Raw genomic sequence first — 21,780 nt, 5'->3', positions numbered from 1 at the left:
GAAATACAGAAAGGCTAGCAATGAGCTTCGTCAAAACAGACCAGGAAGTCGCAGAAATTGAGGGTTTGCTGTCGAAGGGGCAGTTTACAACCGAATCTCTGACGATTGAGTTCAAAACCACGCAGGAATTTCTGCGTAAGGTCCTCCCGCCCTGCTTCGACCTTCCCGACGAGCCGATCGCCTACGCCAACGTGTCGCACTGGCAGTCGGCGCTTTGCGGTGAATTCGACTGCGGCATCATTTATCTGTCGTGCAAATATAAGGGTGAAGCTGGCACCACCATGCTGACCTTGTTCGTCAGTGGCGACATGCCTGTCACCATCGGACGTGAGATGTGGGGCGAAGGCAAGAAGACTGGTAATGCCCGCCTGTATGTCGATGGTCATGAAGTCTACGCTTATGCTGAACGCAACAGTGTGCGCCTGATAGAAATTCAGGCCGAACTCGGTCCTGACCTCGGCCCGGCGCAAAACAACGTCAAGGATTTCGAGCTGAAGGCGCAGCCGCACACGACCGGCAAGGGCTTCCAGAACAAGGTGGTGTTGAGCTGCCTTGATACCGCGGAGGACTTCCGTGTCACGCGGCAGGGCACGGGCACGCTCAAGCTCGCCGGCACCGCGGTCGATCCGCTCGACACCATACCAGTGGTCGAAGTGGGCGGCGTTTCCTATGGAGAAGGCGCCTCCTGCTGGACCATACCTTTCTGGGAAGAACTGGATGACGGTCATGACTATCGGCCGTATATCTACGGTCAAAAATATGACGATTTCCGGTTGTTCAACAAGGCTCGCCGCTTCACGAAGTAAGAATGAAGGCATCTTGGACTCGCGCAAAAGTGGCGGCCGGTCTTGCGCGGGCCGAGACAAAATTGGCATGGCGTGCTGCGTCTGATTTGATGCAGCCCGCTCTAGGCTCCCCGCGCTGACGGACGTCGAACGGAGTGATCAGGTGACAGAGAAAAAGCAGCCAGACTTCCGCGCATGGGTGGCTCTGGCCCTCTGCTTCGTAGCGACGGTCATTATCTTTCTTCCCTATGTGGGCTATTCGACCCAGATCGCGACAATGATGAGCGATCTTTCCATGGACTATACCATGGCCGGCGCCCTGGCATCGGGGACGGCCCTGTCGGGCGGCATCGTCGTTTATTCGGCCGGAGGGCTTTTCAACCGTTGGGGGGCCAAGAATGTCTGCGTCGCAGGACTTGTCTTGTCCGCTCTCGGGCAGTGTTTATTCTCATTCGCCTCAACCTATCAAATGATGTTTGCCGTGCGCATTCTTCAGGGTGCCGCCATTCCGCTGCTTTTTGTCGGACCCTATACCATCGCCATGCATTGGGCGGAGCATTCCAAGAGGCTTGGCGTCTTCATGGGCATCATGCTTTCCACCGATGGTATTGGCACAGTGTTTGCCGGATATGCCTATTCGCACGTCCTCGAAACCTGGGGCTGGCGCATCGGATCGCTGTGGGGAGCGGCGGCGCTTCTGATTATTGCTGGTCTGGTCTGGCTGCTTCTGCGCGAACCGGAGTCCACAGCGCGGGCCGATCCTTCGGCGCGCGTGGACAAACCTTCTCAGCTTGCTCAATATCTCTCCGTGCTGCGCCAAACCAATGTGCGAGTGGCCGCGCTCTTTCTCACCGGAGTGTGGGGCACATATTCGATCGCTGTCTATTGGGTTCCCACGCTTCTGATCGAGGAAGGCCATTGGTCCGAAGCCGCTGCCGGGTTTGCTGGTGCGCTCTATCCGTTTGCCGGGGTCGTTTCGGCCGTGACCTTTGGCCTGCTGTCAGATCGCCTTGGGTATCGGAAACCGCTGATGCTGATTTCCGGTATAGGGATGGTCTTCTCCTTCATGGGCGCGGCGATGGCGGTCGATCAGCATCGATATGATTTGTTGGCGATGACGCTGCCGCTGGGCGGATTGTTCGCCTATGGCGGGTTACCGCTGGCTTATTGTCTTGCGGCTGATGCCGTCGGGCTGGAAATGGCCGGAATGGCGACGGGCTGTATCATGGGTACCGGATTGATATTCGGGGGCGTTATCTACCCCCTCGTCCTGGGATATGTTCGCGATCAAACGGGTCTTTACACGCTTGGCTTTGTTTCGGCCGCCGGGTCTCTTCTGATATTCAATTTTATCGCAGTTCTGTTCGGGCGCGATGTTGTTCGATCCAGTCAGGGCGCGGATCATGGTACGCCTGTCCAGTCAGCTGTGTAGCGCGGGATTCTTGACCTCCCACGAGTAAAAGGAAGGGCCTCGATGGAAATTTCAGTAGTCACCGGGGCAGGCTCAGGCATCGGCGCTGGCGTCGCCATGAAGCTCGCCGCACGCGGGAGCTTTATCGCTCTGGCCGACCGAAATGCCGATGGGGTCAGGGAGACGCTTGAGCAGATCGAACGCGCTGGCGGACAGGGCATAGCCGCGACTGTTGATGTGACTGACGAAAATCAACTTGCCAGTTTCATCCAAAGCGTCGCGAAGGATTGCGGACGGCCCTCGACTGCGGTCGCCTGTGCGGGCATCGCTGCGACGGGCACGGTTGTAGATACGTCGGCCGAGCTGTTTCGGAAGATGATCGATGTCAATCTTACAGGCGTGTTCCTCTTCGCGAAAGCAATCATCCCGTTCCTGGAGAATGGGGGTGGGACTTTCACTGCCATCGCGTCGGACGCTGGCCTGAATGGCTTCCAGGGCTATGCCGCCTATTGCGCGTCGAAGCATGCCGTCGCAGGACTTGTAAAGAGCATGGCCCTGGACCACGGCCCGAAGGGCGTTCGCTGCAACGCCATTTGCCCCGGTTATGTTGAAACGCCGATGCTCGATCAGTTGCTGGCGGAAATTGGTTGGGCGTTCGATGATGCAGAAAAGGCGGTGCCGTTGGCGCGTTTCGCGAAGGTGAATGACGTCGCCAATCTTGTCGATTTCGTATCGTCAGAACTTGGCGGATACATCAATGGGGCTCTCATCCCGATCGACGGTGGAGGCTCTGCCGGGACTTTCGCGCCAGTGTGATCACTGGGTCGACCGCCAGATATGGTCTGCTGCCGGATTGGTGGCACCGAGATAAGGTGTTTTTACCTATCGGAGACCAGCCAATCGGCTGGGTCGACAGAGTAGTTGAGTAGCACACCGCATTTATCATCGCGCGCCCATATGATGGTTGCCAGGAGTTCGCGCCGGTCTGTGATGATCGAGACCTGCGATCCAAGCGGTGGAGCGTACTGAACCGACAGCATCGCGCCGTAGCTTGATATGTTCTTGATTGTTGCCGGCACGCCGACACCATCATGGAACAGTGTGGCGGGGATGTTCGCCTCGTGACGCAGTTCAACGCGTTCTTCGCATTGCCTCAGTGCGATCCTCATGTTTTTTCTCCGGTTTCCCCCCGGCTCAAGGCGACACTGATCGGCAAGAATGAACGCGCGCTTTCCAATCATGGTAAGCGCGCACTTCGGAGCGCCCATATCACCACACGGGCCGGATGATTTCAGGCGAAGAGTTGAAGTAGCGGAAAGGGCTAGCGGGCTTACGGGGCCAGGGCATGAACATGCTTACCAGCGCTATCATAACGAGCGGTGCATTTGCTCTGGCAGTGCCGTTCGAACGAAGAAGGGGGATAGCCTTAACAGCTATCCCCCTTTCTCTTACCTCCCGTAATTCACCGACAACGTCACGCCATAGTAGCGAGGACGCGTATAGATGCTTTCCAGGAAGCCCAGGCTCGAAACATCAAGCGCGTAGGTGCGGTATTTCTCCGCCGTCACGTTCTTCGCAAACGCCGTCAGCGTGAAAGGATCGAACTTGTAGCTCAGGCTCGCATCCAGCGTCTGATACGCCTTTTCGCGTTCCACCGGGGCGCATACGACGCTGAAGCAGAAACCGCTGGTGAAGGTGCCGTCCAAGCGGGCGGTCAGGTCTCCACTGCCCACCGGCAGCGTGTAGCTGATGCTGGCATTGCCGGACAAGCGAGGCGCCTGGGGCAGGCGGCTATCGGTGGTCGTGCCGTCGGGCAGGCCGATACCCTTGACCTTGCTCTTGAGATAGGAAAGGCCGCCCGAAATGTTGAGGCCCTCGACCGGAACGGCCGTTATCTCCAGTTCGCCACCATAGACCCAGGCGTCATGGTTGCTGATCGTCTGAACGAGGTCGATCAGCGAAAAGGCCTGGTAGTTATGATAGTCATAATAGAAGGCGGAAGCGTTGATCCGCAGGCGATTGTCCAGGAATTTGGACTTTAAGCCGGTTTCATAGGACCACAGCACTTCCGGCCCATGCGGCAGGCGCGACACCACTACCGGCGCGGAAACCGGTGCCGAAAAATTCCCTGACTTCGTGCCGCGCGTAACACCTGCGAACAGCAGGATGTCATCCGTTGGCGAATAATCCAGCTGCAACTTGCCCGAATAGAGATTGTAGCGCTTGCGTGCCTCATCGGGATTGAGCGTCGGGTTGAACTCGATGATCTGATTGTCGGTCACGCCACCACTGGTCGATGTGAAGTCGAGACGGTAGTCGTCGGTCTTCTTGTCGCGGGTATAGCGCGCACCGGCCGTCAACTTCAGCTTTTCGGTCAGCGCATATGTACCTTGCGCGAATATCGACGGCGATTTGGTACGGATCGAATAGTCGGAATTGCCGGTCGAAAAATAATCTAGCCCGATCAGATTATATTCGGCATGTGACTGGTAATGCCCGTCAATGTCGATGTAGTTGACGCCCGCGACCCAACGGAGTTTTCCGGTGTCACCTTCGGCGCGTATTTCCTGCGAAAACTGGTGAAGATTGGTCCGTGGGGCGAATACACAGCCGTTGAGTGGCGTGCCGTCGCAATCCTCCTGATAGAATTTTCGCATCCGCTGATAATCGGTGATCGAGATAATCGTCACGTCTCCAACGGACCAGTCGATTCGGCCGGTATAGGCCTGGATCGTTCGGCTAAAGACGGACGGGATATTGTTGTTGTTTTCATACAGGCCGTAGCTTGCCGGCTTCACATAGCCGTTCGGATCGACGCCGGGGCCGGTGCCCCAGAAATCATCGGTAGGCGACTGTGTCACGCCGCGGCCATGATCGGCGGGGACGGCGGGCGTGTAGGTGTAGGTGCCGCCCGCGATTGAATTGTCATCGCGCGATCGCATGGCGCGCAGCAGTATTTTCAGGCTGGGCGTGGGTTTCCAGAGAAGCTGGACACGGCCCGCAAACTGATCGGTTTCGCCGCTGTCGCCGATCGCCGGATTGTTGCTTTTGACGAAGCCATCCCTCTGCACTCGCGCAATGGCGAAACGGGCCGCAAGCGTGTCCGAAACAGCGCCGCCAGCGCCTATCTCCGTCGCATAGCCGCCGTCGCTGAACCATGTGGCCGAAGCATCGAGGGAAAAATCGTTGGTGGGCTTGCGCGAGATATACTGGATGGCGCCACCGGTTGCGTTGCGGCCGAAAAGCGTCCCTTGAGGGCCGCGCAGGACTTCTACGCGTTCAATATCGAACAGGGGGAAGCCCGCTGTCGCCATGGAACTTAGATAGGAGTCGTCCTGATATACTGCGACAGGTGGTTCCAGCTGATCGGAATAGTCGTTCTGCGATACGCCACGAAGATTATAGACGGTCGTGGAAGGACTATAGGCATTATATTTGAGAGCGGGAACAAGCTTGACGATGTCCGTGCTGTCCACGATCGCCCTGGCTTGCAGATCCGATCCCGACAATGCGGTGACCGACACCGGCACCTTTTGAAGATTTTCCTCGCGACGCTGCGCGGTGACTACGATTTCCTGGATGCCCTGAACGGGAGCAGGTGCTGCCGCCGGTTCTTCGGTTTGCTGTGCCAGCGCCACGGCTGGGAAGGCCATTACCATGGCAAGCGCTCCCAGACTGGAGCTGCCATGCCTGCACAATCGGTTTTTCAACTTTGACATACCCTTCGCTCCCTTTGTTGATCGAGCAGATATCAACAAGCGCAGGTTCGACTCCTGCATCTCTTATTGTGAACGTATGTTCGTATCTAAAACCCAATCTGTCAATATGCGATGTTACCGCATTGGATTCTGTGCGAATGAGGCGTATATTAGGCAAATCCGCAGTGATCTCTGGGCCAAATCCACCGATTGACAATTCGCCTCGAATCCGATTAGCATGAATGCATATTCGTATTAACTCGCGAATTTCAGGTTGCCGCTCCATGGAGTGGAGCTTGTATCGGAACTGGGTAGGGGATCGTTTGGTGAGGATGCGCAGAAGCTTTGATGCCGCAGCCGCGCGCAGGCCGAGGTTTCTGGCGAACCCCCGAGAATTGGGATTGATCGACGCGAGCGAAGCGTCTCGGAATTTCATCAAGGCAGACGGCCCATGGCGCTGTTCGGGATGGCCCGGCAAGATCGCCTGTAACTGACTCGAGAGGACTGGAGCGATGTCATTGGATTTCTTTCCCATGATCGCGAACCGCGAATGGCGTGAAGGCAAGGTGGAAGCGGTTATTGAGCCTGCGACCGGGGATCAGATCGCCGAAATGGTCGATGTCGGCGAAGCCGGGGTGGAGGCGGCTGTAGGCGCGGCCAAGGATGCGCGTCGATCATGGGCGGCCACCACGCCGAAGGATCGCGCGGCGATGCTGTTGCGCCTGGCCGACGCGCTTGAAGCGAATGCCGATCAGTTCGCGGAACTGGAAGCGCGCGACGTGGGCAAGCCTTTGGCCGACGCGCGGGCGGAAATGTTCTCCGCAGCCGATAAGTATCGGTTCTTCGCGGGTGCGGGCAGGGCGCTGACCGCGCCTGTATGCGATGAATATAAGCCGGGCATCACGAGCCTGGTGCGGCGCGAACCCCTGGGCATCGTCGCTGCGATCGCGCCCTGGAACTACCCCATGGGGCTGACGAGCTGGAAGATTGGCCCGGCGCTGATGGCGGGCAATACCGTCGTGCTCAAGCCGACGAACGAAACGCCGCTGACATCCCTTCTGCTCGGCCGCATCGCTGCGGACATATTCCCCGCTGGCGTCCTGAATGTCGTGACGGGTGGTGGCGACAGTGTCGGCAAGGCGCTGGTGCGGCATCCCGACGTTGCCATGGTTTCGCTGACCGGCGGCACCAGCACTGGCAAGACCATCATGCGCGACGCCGCCGACATGGTGAAGAAGGTCCATCTGGAACTGGGCGGCAAGGCGCCCGTGCTGCTGTTCGACGATGCCGATCTCGACAAGTTCGTGGCGACGATGCGGGGCGCTGCGTTTCGCAACTCCGGTCAGGACTGCACGGCGGCAACCCGCGTCTATGTGTCGAAGGCGCTGTTCGGCGAAGTGACCGAACGGCTCGTGCAGATGGCGGAAGGACTGACCGTCGGCAACGGCTTCCTCGACCCGGCGGTCCAGATGGGGCCGGTGGTGTCCCAGCGCCATCGCGACAGCATCGCGCGGCAGGTGGAAAGGGCGGTGGGCGAGGGCGCCCGGATCGTCACCGGCGGCGAGGGCAGCGGCGCCTTCTACACGCCCACGATCGTCACAGGGGCGAACCAGCGTTCGGCCATCGTGCAGGAAGAGCTGTTCGGCCCCGTACTGGTCGTCAGCACCTTCGATGACGAAGATGACGCGATCGCAAAGGCCAATGACGTTGCCTACGGCCTGGCGGCGTCGATCTGGACGCGGGACATCAATCGCGCCGTCAAATGCGCCGCGTTGATCGAAGCCGGGACGGTCTGGATCAACGATCATGGCCCGACTGCGGCGGAAATGCCATTTGGCGGTTTCAAGCTGTCGGGCATCGGCCGCGACATGTCGATCCACGCGATCGAGGAACATACGGCGTTCAAGCATGTCGCCATCAGCCATGGATATCAGCTGTGACGGTCGCGTCTGGCATGAAGCTTGGCTTCGCGCCGGGAATTGGTCCGGCGCTGCAGGAACAGGTGACTGGCATCCTGTCCCAGTGGACGCTCCCTGATCTTGCCGACGATTATCAGGTCAGCGCGATGAGCGGGGGTGGCAGCAACGTCAATCTGAAGCTGGAAGGATCACGCCACGCGCTCGCACTGCGCGTCTGCGCACCCGAACCGGAGCGTTGGGGCGTTGACCGCGCTGCATCCATCCAGGCGCAGAGCGATGCGGCGCGAGCGGACCTTGCGCCCAATATCCTGGCCTCGACATTGCCGGAGGGGCATTTCCTGTGCCCGTTCCTGAACGGTGGCGTGATGACGCCCACGCGCATGCGGGAAGAGGGACTGCTGGGCGATGTCGTGGAAACGCTGCGCAGCCTCCATGCGCAGCCGACCACCGGGCGCGCTTTTTCGCCCTTTGAGGACGCGGCGCATTTCGTGAAGCTGGGCGATGCGGAAGGCGCGGTGCGACCCGCCGAGTTTCCGGACATGTATGATCGTGTCAGGCAGATCGCGCAGCTTTTTGCCAGTATCGATGCCCCGCGGGCATTTTGTCACAGCGATCTCGTGCCGCAGAATTTCATCGTCGGCGACCGGCTGCGCCTTATCGACTGGGATTATGCCGGGATGGGCTGGGTCGCATTCGAAATGGCGAGCTTCGCCTGTCAGGCCACCCTTACGGACGAAGAGACGGAAATATTTCTGCGCCTGTACGATCCCCAGCTCGATGATAGTCAGCGCGCCCGTGTTGGGCTGATGCGCGCGGTCGCGGGGGTCCGGGAGGCGGCCTGGGCGGCCATGGCCGAACCGATCCTGTCTGCCCATACGACGCCGCTCGATGGCTGGACCTATCAGGGCTATGCAAGTTCCAACCTGACCGAAGCGCGCAAGGCTTGGGAGAAGGGGAGTTTTGCCGAGATGCTGAAAGCTGCGGCCCATGTGCGAGAAGGGGCGCGTTTCTGATGCCGCCTTTCGAAACACTTTGGCATGCGCTTCGTCATTGGGCGGACGAAACGCCGGGACGGATCGCCCTACGTCAGGGTGAAAGATCGGTCGAATATCATGATCTCGCCGCCAAGGCGGAAGACTATGCGCGTTTCCTTCGCTCGTCCGGCGTACAGAGCGGAGACCGGGTAATCATCGTCGGCCTCAACATCATCGAATGGGTCGTCGCCTATCTCGCCGTCATGCGTCTCGGCGCCATCGCCGTGCCCGCGAACAATCGCATCAGCGCGTTGCAGATGGCTGGCCTGGTCAACCTGCTTGAGGCGCGCGTGGCGATTGCGGACAAGCGCCACGCATCGCTTCTTGCCCAGACGTCGATATTGGTGCTCCCGCTGGAAATGGCTACGGCCATGACGGCACAGGAAGAACTGCCCGATTTCGTGACGGGGGAAGCGCCCGCGTTGATCAGCTTCAGCTCCGGAACGACCGGCGAGCCAAAGGGTGCGCTGCTCAGCACCGCAGCCTTGTGCATGGCATCGGAAGTCTTCCGCCAATTCTTCCGCGCGACCAGCGCCGACAGCACTGTCGTGATCGCCCCCATGTTCCACAATACCGGCTTCATCGACCAGTTCGGCCAGATGCTGCTGGCGGGCGGGGAGACGATGCTGGTGGAGGAATTCCACCGCAAGGAAGCGATTGCCGCCTTCAAGGCCGCGCCCGCCACCTTCGTCACCGCCGTGCCCAGCGTGCTGCGCATGCTGATGATATTGGACGATGCCGACGCGGTGTTCGGACCGGCCCGAACCGTCTTGTTCGGCGGATCGCCGATGCCCGCTGCCTGGTCCCGGGAGATGCTGGAACGCTGGCCCCATCTTGAGCTGGTCCATGGCTATGGGCTGACGGAATTTGGTTGCGCGTGCAGCTTCCTGCCGCCCGCGATGATCACCGACTTTGGCGAATCCGTCGGCTATGCCGCCCCCTTCGCAGAATTGCGGGTGGTAGGCGAAGACGGGCGGGATGTCGCGCAAGGGGAGTCTGGCGAAGTCTGGGTCGCGGGGCCCACTCGCATGACGGAATATTGGCGGCGGCCCGAGGCTAATGCTGAAAAATTGTCGGGCAAATGGTTGCGGACAGGCGACCTTGGCCGGTTCGATGATGCTGGCCGCCTATTTCTGGACGGGCGGCGGGACGACGTCATCAACCGTGGCGGCGAGAAGATATTGCCGTCCCATCTGGAGTGCCTGCTCGCGGAATTGCCAGAGATTGGCTATTGCGTGGTGATCGGCATCCCCGATCCGGTGTTGCAGGAAGTGCCCGTCGCGGCGCTTGAAATCCGGCCGGGCCGGACGTTCGATGAAAATAGTGCGCGTGCTTTCCTGGCTGCGCGGCTGCCCGCCTATGCGATGCCGGTTCACTTCATCCTTTTTGATCCCTTCCCGCGCATTGCGTCCGGGAAGGTGGACCGCCGGAACGTGCGCGATGCCGTCATCGCGATGCTGAACGATCAAGGCCCAAATTCGGGAGAGACTGATGAAACGTGAATTCGATGTCGTGGTGATTGGGGCTGGAGGACGCCAGGCGCAAGCCATGCTTGCGGCGGCCGCGCGGGGCACCGACGTCACGCGCTGGCTCGCGCTCGATCGCGCTTGGCGTCCCGAAACGCTGGCTGCAACGCAGGCGCTCGGCATGCAGACGAGAGAACAGGATCCGCTGGCCGATGCTAGCACGCTGGACGCTCTGATGCGTTCCACGGCGATCGTCGCGAACCTGGCAGGCCCCTATTACCGCACGGGCTTTACCGTACTGGACGCAGCGATCGCGGCCGGGACCGACTATCTCGATATCTGCGATGACGCTGACATCACGGTTCCGATCCTGTCGCGAGATGAAGCCGCCAAGGCGGCGGGCGTTACCGCGATCATCGGGCTGGGTTCGACGCCCGGCGTGTCGAACATCCTCATCCGTCTTGCGGTCGATCATCTGAATGGCGCGGATGATGTCGAGATCGCCTGGGTGGTCGATGCCAAGGATATGACCGAGGCGGCGACCAAGCATTTCTGGCATTGCTTCAACCTTGTCGACTTCGACGGGACGGTTCATCCCGTTCCGCTTCCCGGCGAGATGCATTCGCGCGTCGTCGATTTCCCCGGAACGGTCGGCCGACAGACGGTGGTAAAGCTGGCCCACCCCGAGCCGCTTACCGTCCCCCGCTTCCTGCCCGTCAAACGGGCGGTCAACTATGGGGCCATCGCCCCCATCGACGCGCATGCGGTGGCAGCGGCCCTTGCGGCCGTCGCGGATGAGCAGCAGCCCGGCAGCTCGGGTGAACGCACCGACCTGCTGGTCAAGGCGTTCCAGCAATTCCTCGCCCGTTTCGAAGGTGGCGAACGGATCGGAAGCGGGTTGCAGATCGACGTCCATACCAACGGCAACGGGCTTCGCTACGCTTCGGGCGCGGACACCAGCATGGAAGAAGCCACTGGCGTTCCAGCCGCCGCAGGGGTGCTGATGCTTGCGGAAGGTGATACGCCGCGCGGCGGCGTGTTCGCGCCCGAAGCACTGTCGCCCGAAAAGTTCTTCTCCACTCTTCGGCGCGTCAGTCTCGGCGGTGGCGGGCTGGGCGTCTATCGTCTCGAAAACGGACGCCAGGGTGAAAGGCTGCGTATTCGCGACCTGATGGCGGGAACATCGGAGGCTGCATGAGCGAGGATCTGGCAGGCAGGGTCGCGCTGGTCACGGGCGGAGGCCGGGGCCTCGGCGAAGGTATCGCCCTCACCTTGGCAAAACGTGGAGCGGCGGTCGTCTTGAGCGGGCGCAACCCCGTTGATCTTCAGGCTACCGCGAAGACGATCGAGAGCATGGGCGGCAGCGCCAGCGTGCAACCGGGCGATGTCTCGTTGACCAGCGACGTCGAAAATGTCGTTTCCGGCGCGTTGGAAACCCATGGGCGGCTGGACATTCTGGTCAACAATGCGGGAGTTGCCGACGAAGCGGCGTTCCTCGACATCGAAGAGGCGGCATGGCGGCGGGTGATCGACGTCAACCTTAACGGCGTCTTCTTCATGACCCAAAGGGTAGCGCGGGAGATGCGCAGCCAGGGGGGTGGCGGCGCCATCATCAACATTGGGTCGATCGAAGCGCATGCGGCGGATGGCCCCTTCGCCAGCTATGTTGCCGCGAAGTTCGGACTGCGCGGCATGACCATGAGCGCGGCGATCGAGCTGGCCGAATATGGCATTCGCGTCAATTCCGTCAGTCCCGGCTGGGTGCACACCAAGATGGTGGAAGAAGCGCTTCGGCCAGCAATGCTGCAACATATGCTGCATGATTTCAGACGCGTACCCATGAAGCGCATGGTGACTGTTGATGAGGTTGCAGGCGCGGTCGCCTTCCTCGCCAGCGACGCCGCATCGGGCATAACCGGCACCGATCTGGTGGTTGATGGCGGCACTCTCGCGGACATCCATGTCCACCGTTCGCTTCCCAATGAAGAGGATAAGCAGTGACCCGTCCTAGGATCGCCATCATCGGTGCTGGCACCGCCGGTTGCGGCGCCGCCCTTCGCGCCGCGGAACTTGGCGCGGACGTCATCGTCCTGGAGCGGGAGGCGCCCGCCAGCGGGTCGTCCGGTCGTTCCGCTGGCGTCTATAATTATCAAACGCTCAACCCGCTCGACATCGAGATTCGCATCCGCGCGAAGGAACTGTTCTTGCGGTTGGAACGAGAGCGCGGGCTGCCGCTCGCCAAGATCGGCAATGTTCGCGTGGCCTATACGGACGAACAGATGGACCGGCTGGCCGCCGCGGTTAAGGTGCAGCGCGAACTGGGCGGCATGGATTCCCGCCTGATCGATAGGGAAGGGCTTAGGCAATTGGTGCCCGACATGCGCGTGGATGATCTGGCGGGCGGTCTGCTTGGGCCTACCGACGGGCATCTCGATGGCTATCTTCTGTGCACGACACTGCTTGAAGAGGCCAAGGAGAAGGGCGCGCGTGTCAGTGTTCAGACCGATGTGCTTTCTCATTCCAAGGCGGGCGGGGTGCATCGGTTGGAAACCAGCAAGGGCGTGGTCGAAGCTGACATCGTTATAAATGCGGCTGGCGCATGGGCAGGGAATGTCGGCAAGCTGCTGGGTCATGCGGTGCCGATCAAGCCGCAAGTACATGAAGTCTTTCTGGTCCGATTGCCACGGGACCTTGGCTATACCGTTCCGATGGTCAATCTCTATATGCCGGGGCAGGAGGGCGAGGGTCTTTATTTCAGGCAGGATGGTCCCGACAGCCTGATCGCCGGGCTTCACACCTATGAAGCTATCGACGGACTCGATGTCGACCCCGACAGCTTCAGCCCGCCGTCTGGCGACGATCATCTGATCACTGTCGCAACTCTTCTGACCGAACGGATGGGCATGGATGATTTCGGCTTTTCCAACGGCTGGTTCGGCCTCTATCCCATCAGCATGGACGATCGTTTTCAGGTCGGTCCGTTCGAAGCCGATCCTTCCGTGCTGGTGGTCGGCGGGCTTGGCGGTGTTGGCGTTACGTCTGGCTCGGTCCTGGGCATGTGTGCGGCGGAATGGGCGCTATCCGGCAAGCCTGCGACCGTACCCGGCGTAGAGGCGCTTCGGCCCGACCGCCCCAGTTTGAGCAGCTTTCGATGAGCGAGGTTATCATGGACGTTCTGTTGACGAACGATGACGGGTATCAGGCGGGCGGCATGGCTGCCATCCGGGACGCGATGATCAATGCGGGGCTCAACGTGCTGTCTGTGGCGCCTGACGGGCCACGCAGCGGCACGTCCCGGTCGGCCTCTTTCCGCAAGCCGGTGGTGATGACGCGCGATGGGGGTGACGATCGCAACCCGATCTATCGCGCCGACGGGACGCCCGTCGATTGCGTGCGCGCCGCGATCTTGTCCGGCTTGGCAAAGGATGTCCGTCTGGTCGTTTCCGGCATCAATGAAGGCGCTAATCTGGGCGACGACGCCACCTATTCATCCACCTTTGGCTCTGCGGCGGAAGGCGCGTTGCTCGGCCTGCCTGCGTTGTCGATGTCGCAGCAGGCGCGTGACGGGCGCTTCCGCTTGGTCGATCTCACCGATTATGATTATGGCTGGTGCAGCGAGGTCGGCGCTGAATTGGCGGCGTGGATGATAGCCAGCCCGCCGCCGCCACGCAGCATCCTGAATGTCAATGCGCCCGGCATGTTGAAGGACCGCCGCCTCAAGATCACCGCGCTCGACCATCGCGTCTGGGATCCGGGCCATTATGAGGCGGTGGAAACGGACACTGGCCACGGCTGGTACACCTTCCTCACCAATGTCGATCGCGATCCGGTCTTCACGATGCGGCCGGGGTCGGACGCCAGCGCCGTCGCGGCGGGCCATGTTTCGGTCACGCCGGTCAGCTTCGATTTTGGCGATGTCCGCGCGGCCGGTCGCCTGCGCCGCTGGCTCCGGCAGTCGGTGGAGATTATCGATCCGCGCCTGGGCGCCAGCAACGGCGAGTGCGGGAGCGGCTGCTGTGGATGAACGTCCAGTCGCCCTGGTGACCGGGGCAGGGGGCGAACTGGGTCGGGCCATCAGCCAGCGGCTGGCGGATGCTGGCCATGCGCTGGCCCTGTTCGAACGCGACGAAGCCACGGCTGCGGCCCTGCGCCAGGACATGCCGGGTGACTGCCTCGTTCTGGCGGCGGATCAAACCGACCGGGGTGCGATCGATCAGGCGATGGATGAGGTACGCGCCCATTTCGGCCGCCTCGACGTTGTGGTCGCCAATGCCGGATACGCCAAGTTCACCGGCTTTCTGGAGATGGAACCAGCCGTCTGGGACCGGCATGTTGCGATCAACCTGAGCGGCACTTTTCACATCTGCCAGGCAGCCGCGCGGCTGATCGCGGAGGGCCGCAGGGGCGGGTCGATCGCGGTCATCTCATCCTCGCTGGGGCTTCGGCATGCCGATCAGATCGGCGCTTATTGCGCGACCAAGTCTGCCCTGTTGATGCTGGTCCAGACAATGGCGGCCGAACTGGGTATCCACCGCATCCGGGCGAATGCCATCCTGCCGGGCGTTATTGAAACGGCCATGACCAAATGGATGGTCGACAAGCCGGGGGTGCGCCGCGACCTGTTGCAGAAAACGCCGATCGGCCGCCTGGGCCTGACCGACGACATTGCAGAGGCTGTCGCATTTCTGTGTTCCGACAAGGCAGGCTTCATCACCGGCGCCAACCTGTCGGTTGATGGCGGGCAGTCCATCTATGGGCAACCGGCATGGACGCGTCAGGATCGCTCGACACCCTTTGAGCCGGAGTGGACGGCTGGCCTCGGCGACGAGGCGTGAAAGGAAGAATGTGACGAACATCCCGGCATATTGATCGCCGGAATGGTGTCAGGCGTGCGGCTGACGGTCGCGCCAATCGACGGGGGCGATCGCGATAAAGACGGTCGCCTGCTCCCCTTCATAGCGCAATTCAGTGCCGTTCCCGATCCACAACATGTCCCCCGGTCCCAGTTCGTGGACCTCATCCCCCGTACGCAGGCGGAACTTGCCCGACAGGCACAGAATCATCTCGTCATATCGCACCGTCCATGGCACCGATCGGCCATCGAACGTCGCGAAATAAGCGCCCATCGTCTGGCTGCTATCAGGCCCGATCAATCGAGCGATGCTGGCCGAACCCTGACCATCACCATAATCCGACATGGGTGTATCCTGCAGGCGGAACAGGCGGATGTCGGCGGTCACAGCATGGCTCCTTCAAGCGCATGCAGCTTCGTGTTGGACGGTGCCGCAGCCGCCTCGGCCGCTGCCTTATCCTCCTCCTCGAAGCGCAAGGCGCGTGGCACCGACAGCCAGCGCGCGACCAGAATGCCGCAGATAGCCCCCACCAACTTGCCGAACATCAAAGGGACGATCAGCGAAGGCTGGAAATTCGCGATAAAGGCCAGGGAGTCACCCAATATCCAGGAACCGCACACCGCATAGGCGATCGTCATCACCTTATTGCGCGCATCCATTTCCGGGATCAGTCTGAATAGCGTCAACGGGTTGGCGGTGGTCGCAATCAGCCCGCCGCTTCCGACCGCGCTGAAGCCGGTCAGCTTGCCGAGCTTCTCGATGGCTTTGCCGCAATAACGGCGCAGCGCGTAGACCATCGGAAAGGCGCCAGCCAGCATGATGCCGATATATCCGGCGATCTCCAGCCCCCTTATGGAATTGGCCGGGTCGGCCAGCAGCGGGTCAAACGGCCATCCGCCGAACAGATGGCTGAAAACGCCCGTGAAATACTGGACGATACAAGCGCCGAAGATCAGCTTTATCGCGGCATCGGCAAGGCGACCGAAGCCCATGAACCCACGGACCATGAGGTCCGGGATGAACCGCAGGCCCGCCACGATAGCGCCCACGATGATGGTCAGTGGGAAAAGATCGTGCAGTATCTGGCCAAATGTCATGGCGAGGCGGAATGTCGCCGGGCCGCCGGTCGCGACCGTGGGCCGGATGAGCGGGTGGGTCATTGCGACGACGCTTAATCCCACGAACAGCGCGATCGGTATGGTGATAAGGCCGGCCATCATGCCCAGTGCCAGATATCGATGATCCTTCTTGGGCAGCATCGCCAGCGCGACAGGGATGGTGAAAACGACATGCGGCCCCAACAGAAATCCGTTGAACGATGCAATAATCCAGTTCTCGCGGCTGGCAGCAAGGGCGTCGGCCATCTGATAACCGCCCATATCGACGGAAATCAGGGTCGTTGCCGCCATCGCCCTGTCTGCCCCAACAAAGGAAAAGAGGGGGGCAATCGCATGGTTGATGGCCGCTGACAGGACGGGGGCGGCTGCGAGAACGGCACCAACTGGAAGGAAGAGGACTCCAGTCGTGCGGATCCCCTCCATGAATTCCCAGCCCATGCCTGTGCTATCGTCCCGAACGGCGGCGATCGCGCCCCACATCGCGAACAGCATCACGACGCCGATCACATATTGACCCAACCCGCTCATTTCCGAGTCTTCCCGCCGTCATTAATACGAATGTTCATTCATATTAACCCGCCCTGCGATCTCGTCAAGTGTCTTCGGGTCAGTCAACCTTTAGCATGTTACGGGCAAGTTCCGACATACGTCGAGCCACCTTTTCCGGGCTGTCCGACCCGCCCGGGCGATACCACATTAAAACATTGTCGCACATCGTGCCTATGGCCAGCGCGCAAATGCGTGGATCCAGCGCGTTATCGGATCGTCCGGCCAAAATGTCCCGTACAATCTGGGTGAGGACGTCAAGGTAGCGGCGCATATGTGAACGTATTTCCTGCTTTGCGCCAGGACTTCCGATCCTTTCCAGCATCGCCGAATCTATCAGCCGGTCGTTCGCCTTGGCGAAGGCGGCGTTGGAAATCTGATACAGTACATGACGGCGGATGAGTGCGTTCATCCGTTCGACCGGCAGCATGTCCTCTTCGTCATTGTCCACCACTTCGCTGTTGAACATGTCGAGGGCAGCAAGAACCGCCGAAACGAGCAATTCATCCTTCGATTTAAAGTGGTTATAGAAGGCGGGCGGCTTCAGCCCAACTTCCGCCGTGATGTCCCGCAACGACACCGCTTCATAGCCGCGAGAACCGAACAGCTCCACCGCAGCCTTCAGCAACTCTTCCCGCATTCCCGATTTGCGACGGGTCCTTTTCGGCCGGACGCGGTGCGCCGAGACGATCGGAGCCGCCGTAGCATCGCCGACCTTTGCGGAGTTCGTTTGCAGCGGTTTAACGTTACTATCCTTCACTGACACGCTTCGATGCCCCAGTCGCGAATGTATAAATGCAAACGGTCTTTCATATTAATGCATATGCCCTGTCGGACGGCGCCGTTCAAATGGAAACTATTTCTCTCGGATCGCGGACCACGTTGATGCGCGACATCTGCCTGGCGAGCACTCGCGTGCTTTTTGGCCGATTAGGCGTATAAGTTGGCCATCAACCCGCTTCGCGCCAGACGTCATTGTGCCATAAGGACGGAACACGGCCACTTCGCAGTTTCAGACGTGGCCCCGAAATTTTCCTTCGGAAGCGTGGACCCTCAGGGCGCACGCTCTAAGGATGGTGAGACTTCCAACGGGTTGGAGGAGCATTCACTTGGTTGACACTAGTAGACATACCAGCGCCGTCCATGTGCTTGCCCGCAACTTCGTCGAAGGCGACGTCATCTCGGCGCATTCGCATCCAAACGGCCAGTTCGTTCACGCTGTTTCAGGTGTCATGGAAATCAGGGCGGATCACAAACTGTGGGTTGTTCCGCCACAACGCGCCGTATGGATCCCGCCCGGGACCGTACATGAATTCCGGGCGCGAACGCCTGTTCTGCTGCGTACGCTCTATATCGCGTCGGATCGGACGCCGCCCCGTCTGGGCGAAAGGGCGGGAGGATTCGTCGTCACACCGCTCGTGCGTGAACTCATATTGCGAGCGATCGACCAGGCCGTTCCCAGCTGGGATTCGGCGCGCACTCTTCGCCTGCATGCGCTGTTGCTGGACGAACTGAACGATCTACCGGCGGACGCCGTGACGCTGGCGATGCCGTCCGATCCTCGCCTTGTCCGCGCGTGCGAGCAGATTCTCGATAGCCCCGGTGGCCCTGATATCGAGGAGCTTGCACGGTCATCGGGTGCTTCGGCGAGAACATTGTCGCGTCTGGCCCGCGATGAATTGGGTTGTCCTCTTTCCGTCTGGCGGCAGCAAGCGCGGATCGTCGCGGCACTGCCCAAACTCATCGCCGGAGAGCCCATCCTGAGCACGGCCTTGTCGCTGGGATACGAAACGCCCAGCGCTTTCACCGCGATGTTCAAACGCTTGATAGGAACAACGCCGACCGCCTTTGTCACCGAACGGAGCGGTTTCGCAGTGAGGCCGGAGAGATGACGCCGTTGGATTGAAACGGGGGTTGGCGAGTGGCCACCCATCATAAACGAACAGTTGCTGCCAACAGAAACAAACGTTAATTATTATATCTGTCCGAGCGCTCCTCGGCTTTGCAAAAGCGGAAGCGATACGTCGATGAACATCCTGTTGACCAACGCGGAAGGTTACGACGCACCGGGCATCGCTGCCCTGCGCAGCGCGTTGATACTGTCCGGCTTCAACGTGCTGACCGTGGCGCCCGCAGCCCCGCAGGTCTGGCTTTCAAAAGCGATTTCGGAGCGCGAGCCAGTGTTGGTGGAGAGGTCGGGCGGTGATGATCGTCACCCGCTGTATCGCGTGCACGGCACGGCGCCCGATTGCGTGCGCATCGCGATCCTGTCGGGCCTTGCAAGCAAGGTGTCCGCCGTCGTGGTTGGAATAGGCGAGGAAGCCAATGTCGGAGAGGATGCAAGCAATAGCTCGACATTTGGGGCCGCCCTGGAAGGCGGGATGCTGGGATATCCGGCCATGGCGATCTCGCAACAGGCGCATGGGACTCACTCATGCTGCGGGAGCAGGAGTACCCCCGACTTCGCATGGGCGAGCGCGGTCGGTGCGGAGCTTGCCGCCTGGTTGGCCGCCTCGCCGCCGCCCGATCGCAGCGTTCTGAACATAAATGTACCGGCTCATTTGGCAGACCGGCATATCAAGCTGACCTCCTTCAGTGAATGCATCTGGAAACCGCTGGATTGCCAACGGGCGGACGCTGAATCTGACGGTAGCTGGCTGGTGCAGCCCTACGCCAATGGGCTCCCCCGTTTCGCGAAAGAGCCGGGGTCGGACGCATGGGCGCTGGACAAAGGCCATGTCTCGGTGACGCCGCTCAGCTTCGATCGTGGGATTGGCCGATCGGCGGTGAAGCTGCGCGCATGGACGCGGTCCGTCATCCAGCAGGTCGATCCCCGGCTGGGCGCTACGGACGGCACATGTTCTGCGAGCTGCTGCGGATAGATGAATGAGTGAGATTTGCGCGGCACATGCCGTTGCGGATGGACGGATTACTTAGCGTAGGAGTGAAAAATGGTTAAGATTGATTGGGATAGAGTTGGGAAAGGTGTCGCTCGCGAAAATGAGCGGATGATCTGGCGGCCCTACGGCGCGCCTATCGTTCTGGATCTGGAACATTCCGCGTTCCACGATGCGCCGATCTCCGTTCCGTGGAATATCCCTGAAACCCTGGCGGTATCCGTTGCCATTACCGGCGCGTTCTTCCGCCGCTCGCAGAATCCGAACCAGCCTTACACGCCGGAAGAAATCCGCAATTCTGCCCGCGAATGCCTTGAGGCAGGGGCGAGCACGGTTCACATCCATGTTCGCGACGATGAAGGCTATAATGTTCTCTCGCTCGATCGCTTCGAACAGGTCGTTGCGCCGCTGAAGAAGGACTATCCCGACTTGTCGGTCGACGGCTGCCTTGTCCCGGCGCTCGAAGGCGAGTGGGCTGAAATGAAGCGGGTGCTGGCGACCGGTCTGCTGGACGGTGCGCCGATCAACACCACGACGACCTATATCGGCGATTCTCTGTTCAGCAAGCCCGCGCCGGTCATGATCGAAAAGGTGCGCCTCATTTTGGAAAATGGCGGCATTCCTGAAATCGCCGTCTACACCGACGCCGACGTTGCCAATGCCGATCGTTTCCTGATCAAGAGCGGCCTCATCAAGGGACCGGCCTTCTGGCTGATCCTTCCCGCATTGCCAGGTTGCAGCCCCATGGAAAATCCACGCCAGATGGTCGAAGGCCTGATGCGTACCGTCACCACGATCCGCGACGTCGATCCTGACGGCGTGATCATGGTGTGTGCTGCTGGCCGCGCGTCCATGTATGTCGCGACGCTCGCAGCCGCGATGGGCCTGCACATCCGCGTGGGCATGGAAGATACCTATTGGCTCTGGCCGCATCGCGATGATCGCATCCAGTCGAACCTGCAGACCTTCGAACTTGGCGCGAAGCTGGGTGAGGTTCTGGGCCGCCGGGTCGCGACGCGTCAGGAATATACCGACATGCTGAGATCCTGCGCCCAGGGATAACCGGCTGCGGAGTTAAAGAGACGGCCATGCTCCAGTGGACGGGAGCATGGCCGTTCCTATGCCGATGATAGGGTTCGCTTCAGTGGCGGTAGTGGTCGGCTTCGAGGCGACCTATTGACAACCCGCTCTGATGGGCACGGAGAGACACCGCCTCATTTTGGCCAGTGCTTGACGAGCATCGACGTCAAGGAATCAGGCAACCCGGTGTTACCTGTCGATGCCAAGCATCCGCCTTGCCAAGTCCCAATAAGTCGCGACGAGATTGTCGTCAGCTGCCTTTGAGGTGGAAACGTACCAGCGTCCGACCTGATCATACATGGTCGATATGGCGCTCGACACGATCCTGTAGTCTGCCTTCACCGACGACTCTTCGACAAGCAGAGACACCAGCTTTGTCACCTCGCGCAAATATAGCCGCAGCCGGTCCTGGATGGCCTGCTGGAATGTTATTTCGCCGACGCGCTGAAGCAGATTGTGTGCCATCAAAATGTCGAAGGCCCTGGCGATGACCGGGTTGTCCAATTGGTAGCGGATGTGCCGCTCCAAAATCCCTTCCAACGCTTCTACATTCGATTCGCGGGGGTCGCGAGGACCCAGGACCCGCTCGTTGAAGTCCTCCATTGCCCACAGCAGAGCTTCGCCCAGCAAGGCTTCCTTCGACTTGAAGTGATTGTAGATGGCGGGCGCCTTGATACCTGCGAACTGCGCCAGGTCACGCATCGTCGAAGCTTCGAAGCCGTTCTTCGAAAACAGGTCGAGCGCCGCGACCAGCAGCCGTGCCCGGGTATCCGATCGCGTGGCGCGGTTCTCCCGCTCGATCGCCAGCTCTTCGGATTCGGCCAGCCTGGCCTCGTATCCAGCGCGCTTTCGCAGGACCTTCGTCTGATTTGTCGGTGAAGTCATTCTGCTGGTTCCTTAATACTCTCCGAAGCCCGATGGCAACCATCGATGCAACCTCCTGCGATGTTGCTTGGCTCCTGATCCCTCACCG

General features: G+C 60.5%; 20 protein-coding genes. 14 read left to right on the top strand and 6 right to left on the bottom strand.

Annotation, left to right across the window (positions count from 1 at the left end; all coding sequences use genetic code 11):
- The first annotated feature begins 20 nt into the window (after window positions 1-20).
- The 3 genes from ACZ5TH_RS16035 to ACZ5TH_RS16025 all read left to right on the top strand — a co-directional run bounded on the left by ACZ5TH_RS16035 (window position 21) and on the right by ACZ5TH_RS16025 (window position 3,012).
- A complete protein-coding gene (locus ACZ5TH_RS16035) occupies window positions 21-806 on the top strand; it encodes an acetoacetate decarboxylase family protein (RefSeq protein ID WP_464772916.1) in 786 nt (261 codons plus the stop codon).
- A 142-nt stretch (window positions 807-948) separates the two neighbouring features.
- Window positions 949-2,217, top strand: coding sequence for an MFS transporter (locus ACZ5TH_RS16030; RefSeq protein WP_464795258.1), 1,269 nt, complete (start codon window positions 949-951; stop codon window positions 2,215-2,217).
- Window positions 2,218-2,259: 42 nt separating this feature from the next.
- Entirely contained in the window at window positions 2,260-3,012 is a 753-nt protein-coding gene (locus tag ACZ5TH_RS16025) for an SDR family NAD(P)-dependent oxidoreductase (RefSeq protein WP_464795257.1), read from the top strand.
- Window positions 3,013-3,074: 62 nt separating this feature from the next.
- Here ACZ5TH_RS16025 and ACZ5TH_RS16020 read toward each other — a convergent pair whose 3' ends face one another.
- A complete protein-coding gene (locus ACZ5TH_RS16020) occupies window positions 3,075-3,365 on the bottom strand; it encodes a PilZ domain-containing protein (RefSeq protein WP_460988339.1) in 291 nt (96 codons plus the stop codon).
- Window positions 3,366-3,644: 279 nt separating this feature from the next.
- Window positions 3,645-5,849, bottom strand: coding sequence for a TonB-dependent receptor (locus ACZ5TH_RS16015; RefSeq protein WP_464795256.1), 2,205 nt, complete (start codon window positions 5,847-5,849; stop codon window positions 3,645-3,647).
- A 557-nt stretch (window positions 5,850-6,406) separates the two neighbouring features.
- Here ACZ5TH_RS16015 and ACZ5TH_RS16010 point away from each other — a divergent pair.
- The 8 genes from ACZ5TH_RS16010 to ACZ5TH_RS15975 are packed head-to-tail and all read left to right on the top strand — an operon-like array spanning window position 6,407 to window position 15,148.
- Complete coding sequence (locus ACZ5TH_RS16010; RefSeq protein WP_464795255.1) at window positions 6,407-7,834, top strand: aldehyde dehydrogenase family protein; 1,428 nt, start codon at window positions 6,407-6,409, stop codon at window positions 7,832-7,834.
- On the top strand, window positions 7,831-8,826 hold the full coding sequence (locus tag ACZ5TH_RS16005) for a phosphotransferase (protein ID WP_464795254.1): 996 nt from the start codon (window positions 7,831-7,833) through the stop codon (window positions 8,824-8,826). Before ACZ5TH_RS16010 ends, ACZ5TH_RS16005 begins: the two co-directional genes overlap by 4 nt.
- The gene (locus tag ACZ5TH_RS16000; protein WP_464795253.1) at window positions 8,826-10,349 is read left to right on the top strand and encodes a class I adenylate-forming enzyme family protein; all 1,524 of its coding nucleotides are present in this window, start codon (window positions 8,826-8,828) and stop codon (window positions 10,347-10,349) included. Before ACZ5TH_RS16005 ends, ACZ5TH_RS16000 begins: the two co-directional genes overlap by 1 nt.
- A complete protein-coding gene (locus ACZ5TH_RS15995; protein ID WP_464795252.1) occupies window positions 10,339-11,511 on the top strand; it encodes a saccharopine dehydrogenase family protein in 1,173 nt (390 codons plus the stop codon). Before ACZ5TH_RS16000 ends, ACZ5TH_RS15995 begins: the two co-directional genes overlap by 11 nt.
- Window positions 11,508-12,314: an SDR family NAD(P)-dependent oxidoreductase gene (locus tag ACZ5TH_RS15990; protein WP_464795251.1), complete on the top strand. Its 807-nt coding sequence runs from the start codon at window positions 11,508-11,510 to the stop codon at window positions 12,312-12,314. Before ACZ5TH_RS15995 ends, ACZ5TH_RS15990 begins: the two co-directional genes overlap by 4 nt.
- On the top strand, window positions 12,311-13,468 hold the full coding sequence (locus tag ACZ5TH_RS15985; protein ID WP_460988331.1) for an NAD(P)/FAD-dependent oxidoreductase: 1,158 nt from the start codon (window positions 12,311-12,313) through the stop codon (window positions 13,466-13,468). Before ACZ5TH_RS15990 ends, ACZ5TH_RS15985 begins: the two co-directional genes overlap by 4 nt.
- Window positions 13,465-14,337, top strand: a complete 873-nt coding sequence (gene surE, locus ACZ5TH_RS15980) for a 5'/3'-nucleotidase SurE (protein WP_464795250.1) — start codon at window positions 13,465-13,467, stop codon at window positions 14,335-14,337. Before ACZ5TH_RS15985 ends, surE (ACZ5TH_RS15980) begins: the two co-directional genes overlap by 4 nt.
- Complete coding sequence (locus ACZ5TH_RS15975; RefSeq protein ID WP_464795249.1) at window positions 14,330-15,148, top strand: SDR family NAD(P)-dependent oxidoreductase; 819 nt, start codon at window positions 14,330-14,332, stop codon at window positions 15,146-15,148. Before surE (ACZ5TH_RS15980) ends, ACZ5TH_RS15975 begins: the two co-directional genes overlap by 8 nt.
- A 48-nt stretch (window positions 15,149-15,196) precedes the next feature.
- Here ACZ5TH_RS15975 and ACZ5TH_RS15970 read toward each other — a convergent pair whose 3' ends face one another.
- The 3 genes from ACZ5TH_RS15970 to ACZ5TH_RS15960 all read right to left on the bottom strand — a co-directional run bounded on the left by ACZ5TH_RS15970 (window position 15,197) and on the right by ACZ5TH_RS15960 (window position 17,596).
- The gene (locus tag ACZ5TH_RS15970) at window positions 15,197-15,553 is read right to left on the bottom strand and encodes a hypothetical protein (RefSeq protein ID WP_464795248.1); all 357 of its coding nucleotides are present in this window, start codon (window positions 15,551-15,553) and stop codon (window positions 15,197-15,199) included.
- The gene (locus tag ACZ5TH_RS15965; protein ID WP_464795247.1) at window positions 15,550-16,812 is read right to left on the bottom strand and encodes an ethanolamine utilization protein EutH; all 1,263 of its coding nucleotides are present in this window, start codon (window positions 16,810-16,812) and stop codon (window positions 15,550-15,552) included. The genes ACZ5TH_RS15970 and ACZ5TH_RS15965 overlap by 4 nt, the downstream gene beginning before the upstream one ends.
- Before the next feature lie 79 nt (window positions 16,813-16,891).
- A complete protein-coding gene (locus tag ACZ5TH_RS15960) occupies window positions 16,892-17,596 on the bottom strand; it encodes a TetR/AcrR family transcriptional regulator (RefSeq protein WP_464795246.1) in 705 nt (234 codons plus the stop codon).
- Window positions 17,597-17,939: 343 nt separating this feature from the next.
- Here ACZ5TH_RS15960 and ACZ5TH_RS15955 point away from each other — a divergent pair, with 343 nt between their 5' ends.
- The 3 genes from ACZ5TH_RS15955 to ACZ5TH_RS15945 all read left to right on the top strand — a co-directional run bounded on the left by ACZ5TH_RS15955 (window position 17,940) and on the right by ACZ5TH_RS15945 (window position 20,789).
- Complete coding sequence (locus ACZ5TH_RS15955) at window positions 17,940-18,722, top strand: AraC family transcriptional regulator (RefSeq protein WP_460988325.1); 783 nt, start codon at window positions 17,940-17,942, stop codon at window positions 18,720-18,722.
- 135 nt (window positions 18,723-18,857) lie between these two features.
- Window positions 18,858-19,712: a 5'/3'-nucleotidase SurE gene (surE, locus tag ACZ5TH_RS15950; protein ID WP_464795245.1), complete on the top strand. Its 855-nt coding sequence runs from the start codon at window positions 18,858-18,860 to the stop codon at window positions 19,710-19,712.
- A 69-nt stretch (window positions 19,713-19,781) separates the two neighbouring features.
- On the top strand, window positions 19,782-20,789 hold the full coding sequence (locus ACZ5TH_RS15945) for a beta-keto acid cleavage family enzyme (protein ID WP_196227329.1): 1,008 nt from the start codon (window positions 19,782-19,784) through the stop codon (window positions 20,787-20,789).
- A 207-nt stretch (window positions 20,790-20,996) separates the two neighbouring features.
- Here the strand turns inward: ACZ5TH_RS15945 and ACZ5TH_RS15940 are convergent, their stop codons facing one another.
- On the bottom strand, window positions 20,997-21,692 hold the full coding sequence (locus ACZ5TH_RS15940; RefSeq protein ID WP_464772933.1) for a TetR/AcrR family transcriptional regulator: 696 nt from the start codon (window positions 21,690-21,692) through the stop codon (window positions 20,997-20,999).
- Window positions 21,693-21,780: the final 88 nt, after the last annotated feature.

Source organism: Sphingobium sp. TomTYG73 (genome assembly GCF_055394245.1).
The sequence above is the reverse complement of the archived record's forward strand: the minus strand, read 5'-3'. Positions and strand labels throughout refer to the sequence as shown.

What these genes read in the sequence shown, in the direction of transcription:
- ACZ5TH_RS16035 (WP_464772916.1), top strand. Translation starts at nt 21, where the DNA reads ATGAGCTTCGTCAAAACAGACCAGGAAGTCGCAGAAATTGAGGGTTTG.
- ACZ5TH_RS16025 (WP_464795257.1), top strand. Translation starts at nt 2,260, where the DNA reads ATGGAAATTTCAGTAGTCACCGGGGCAGGCTCAGGCATCGGCGCTGGC.
- ACZ5TH_RS16020 (WP_460988339.1), bottom strand. Translation starts at nt 3,365, where the DNA reads ATGAGGATCGCACTGAGGCAATGCGAAGAACGCGTTGAACTGCGTCAC.
- ACZ5TH_RS16015 (WP_464795256.1), bottom strand. Translation starts at nt 5,849, where the DNA reads ATGGCCTTCCCAGCCGTGGCGCTGGCACAGCAAACCGAAGAACCGGCG.
- ACZ5TH_RS16010 (WP_464795255.1), top strand. Translation starts at nt 6,407, where the DNA reads ATGTCATTGGATTTCTTTCCCATGATCGCGAACCGCGAATGGCGTGAA.
- ACZ5TH_RS16000 (WP_464795253.1), top strand. Translation starts at nt 8,826, where the DNA reads ATGCCGCCTTTCGAAACACTTTGGCATGCGCTTCGTCATTGGGCGGAC.
- ACZ5TH_RS15995 (WP_464795252.1), top strand. Translation starts at nt 10,339, where the DNA reads ATGAAACGTGAATTCGATGTCGTGGTGATTGGGGCTGGAGGACGCCAG.
- ACZ5TH_RS15990 (WP_464795251.1), top strand. Translation starts at nt 11,508, where the DNA reads ATGAGCGAGGATCTGGCAGGCAGGGTCGCGCTGGTCACGGGCGGAGGC.
- surE (WP_464795250.1), top strand. Translation starts at nt 13,465, where the DNA reads ATGAGCGAGGTTATCATGGACGTTCTGTTGACGAACGATGACGGGTAT.
- ACZ5TH_RS15965 (WP_464795247.1), bottom strand. Translation starts at nt 16,812, where the DNA reads ATGAGCGGGTTGGGTCAATATGTGATCGGCGTCGTGATGCTGTTCGCG.
- surE (WP_464795245.1), top strand. Translation starts at nt 18,858, where the DNA reads ATGAACATCCTGTTGACCAACGCGGAAGGTTACGACGCACCGGGCATC.
- ACZ5TH_RS15945 (WP_196227329.1), top strand. Translation starts at nt 19,782, where the DNA reads ATGGTTAAGATTGATTGGGATAGAGTTGGGAAAGGTGTCGCTCGCGAA.
- ACZ5TH_RS15940 (WP_464772933.1), bottom strand. Translation starts at nt 21,692, where the DNA reads ATGACTTCACCGACAAATCAGACGAAGGTCCTGCGAAAGCGCGCTGGA.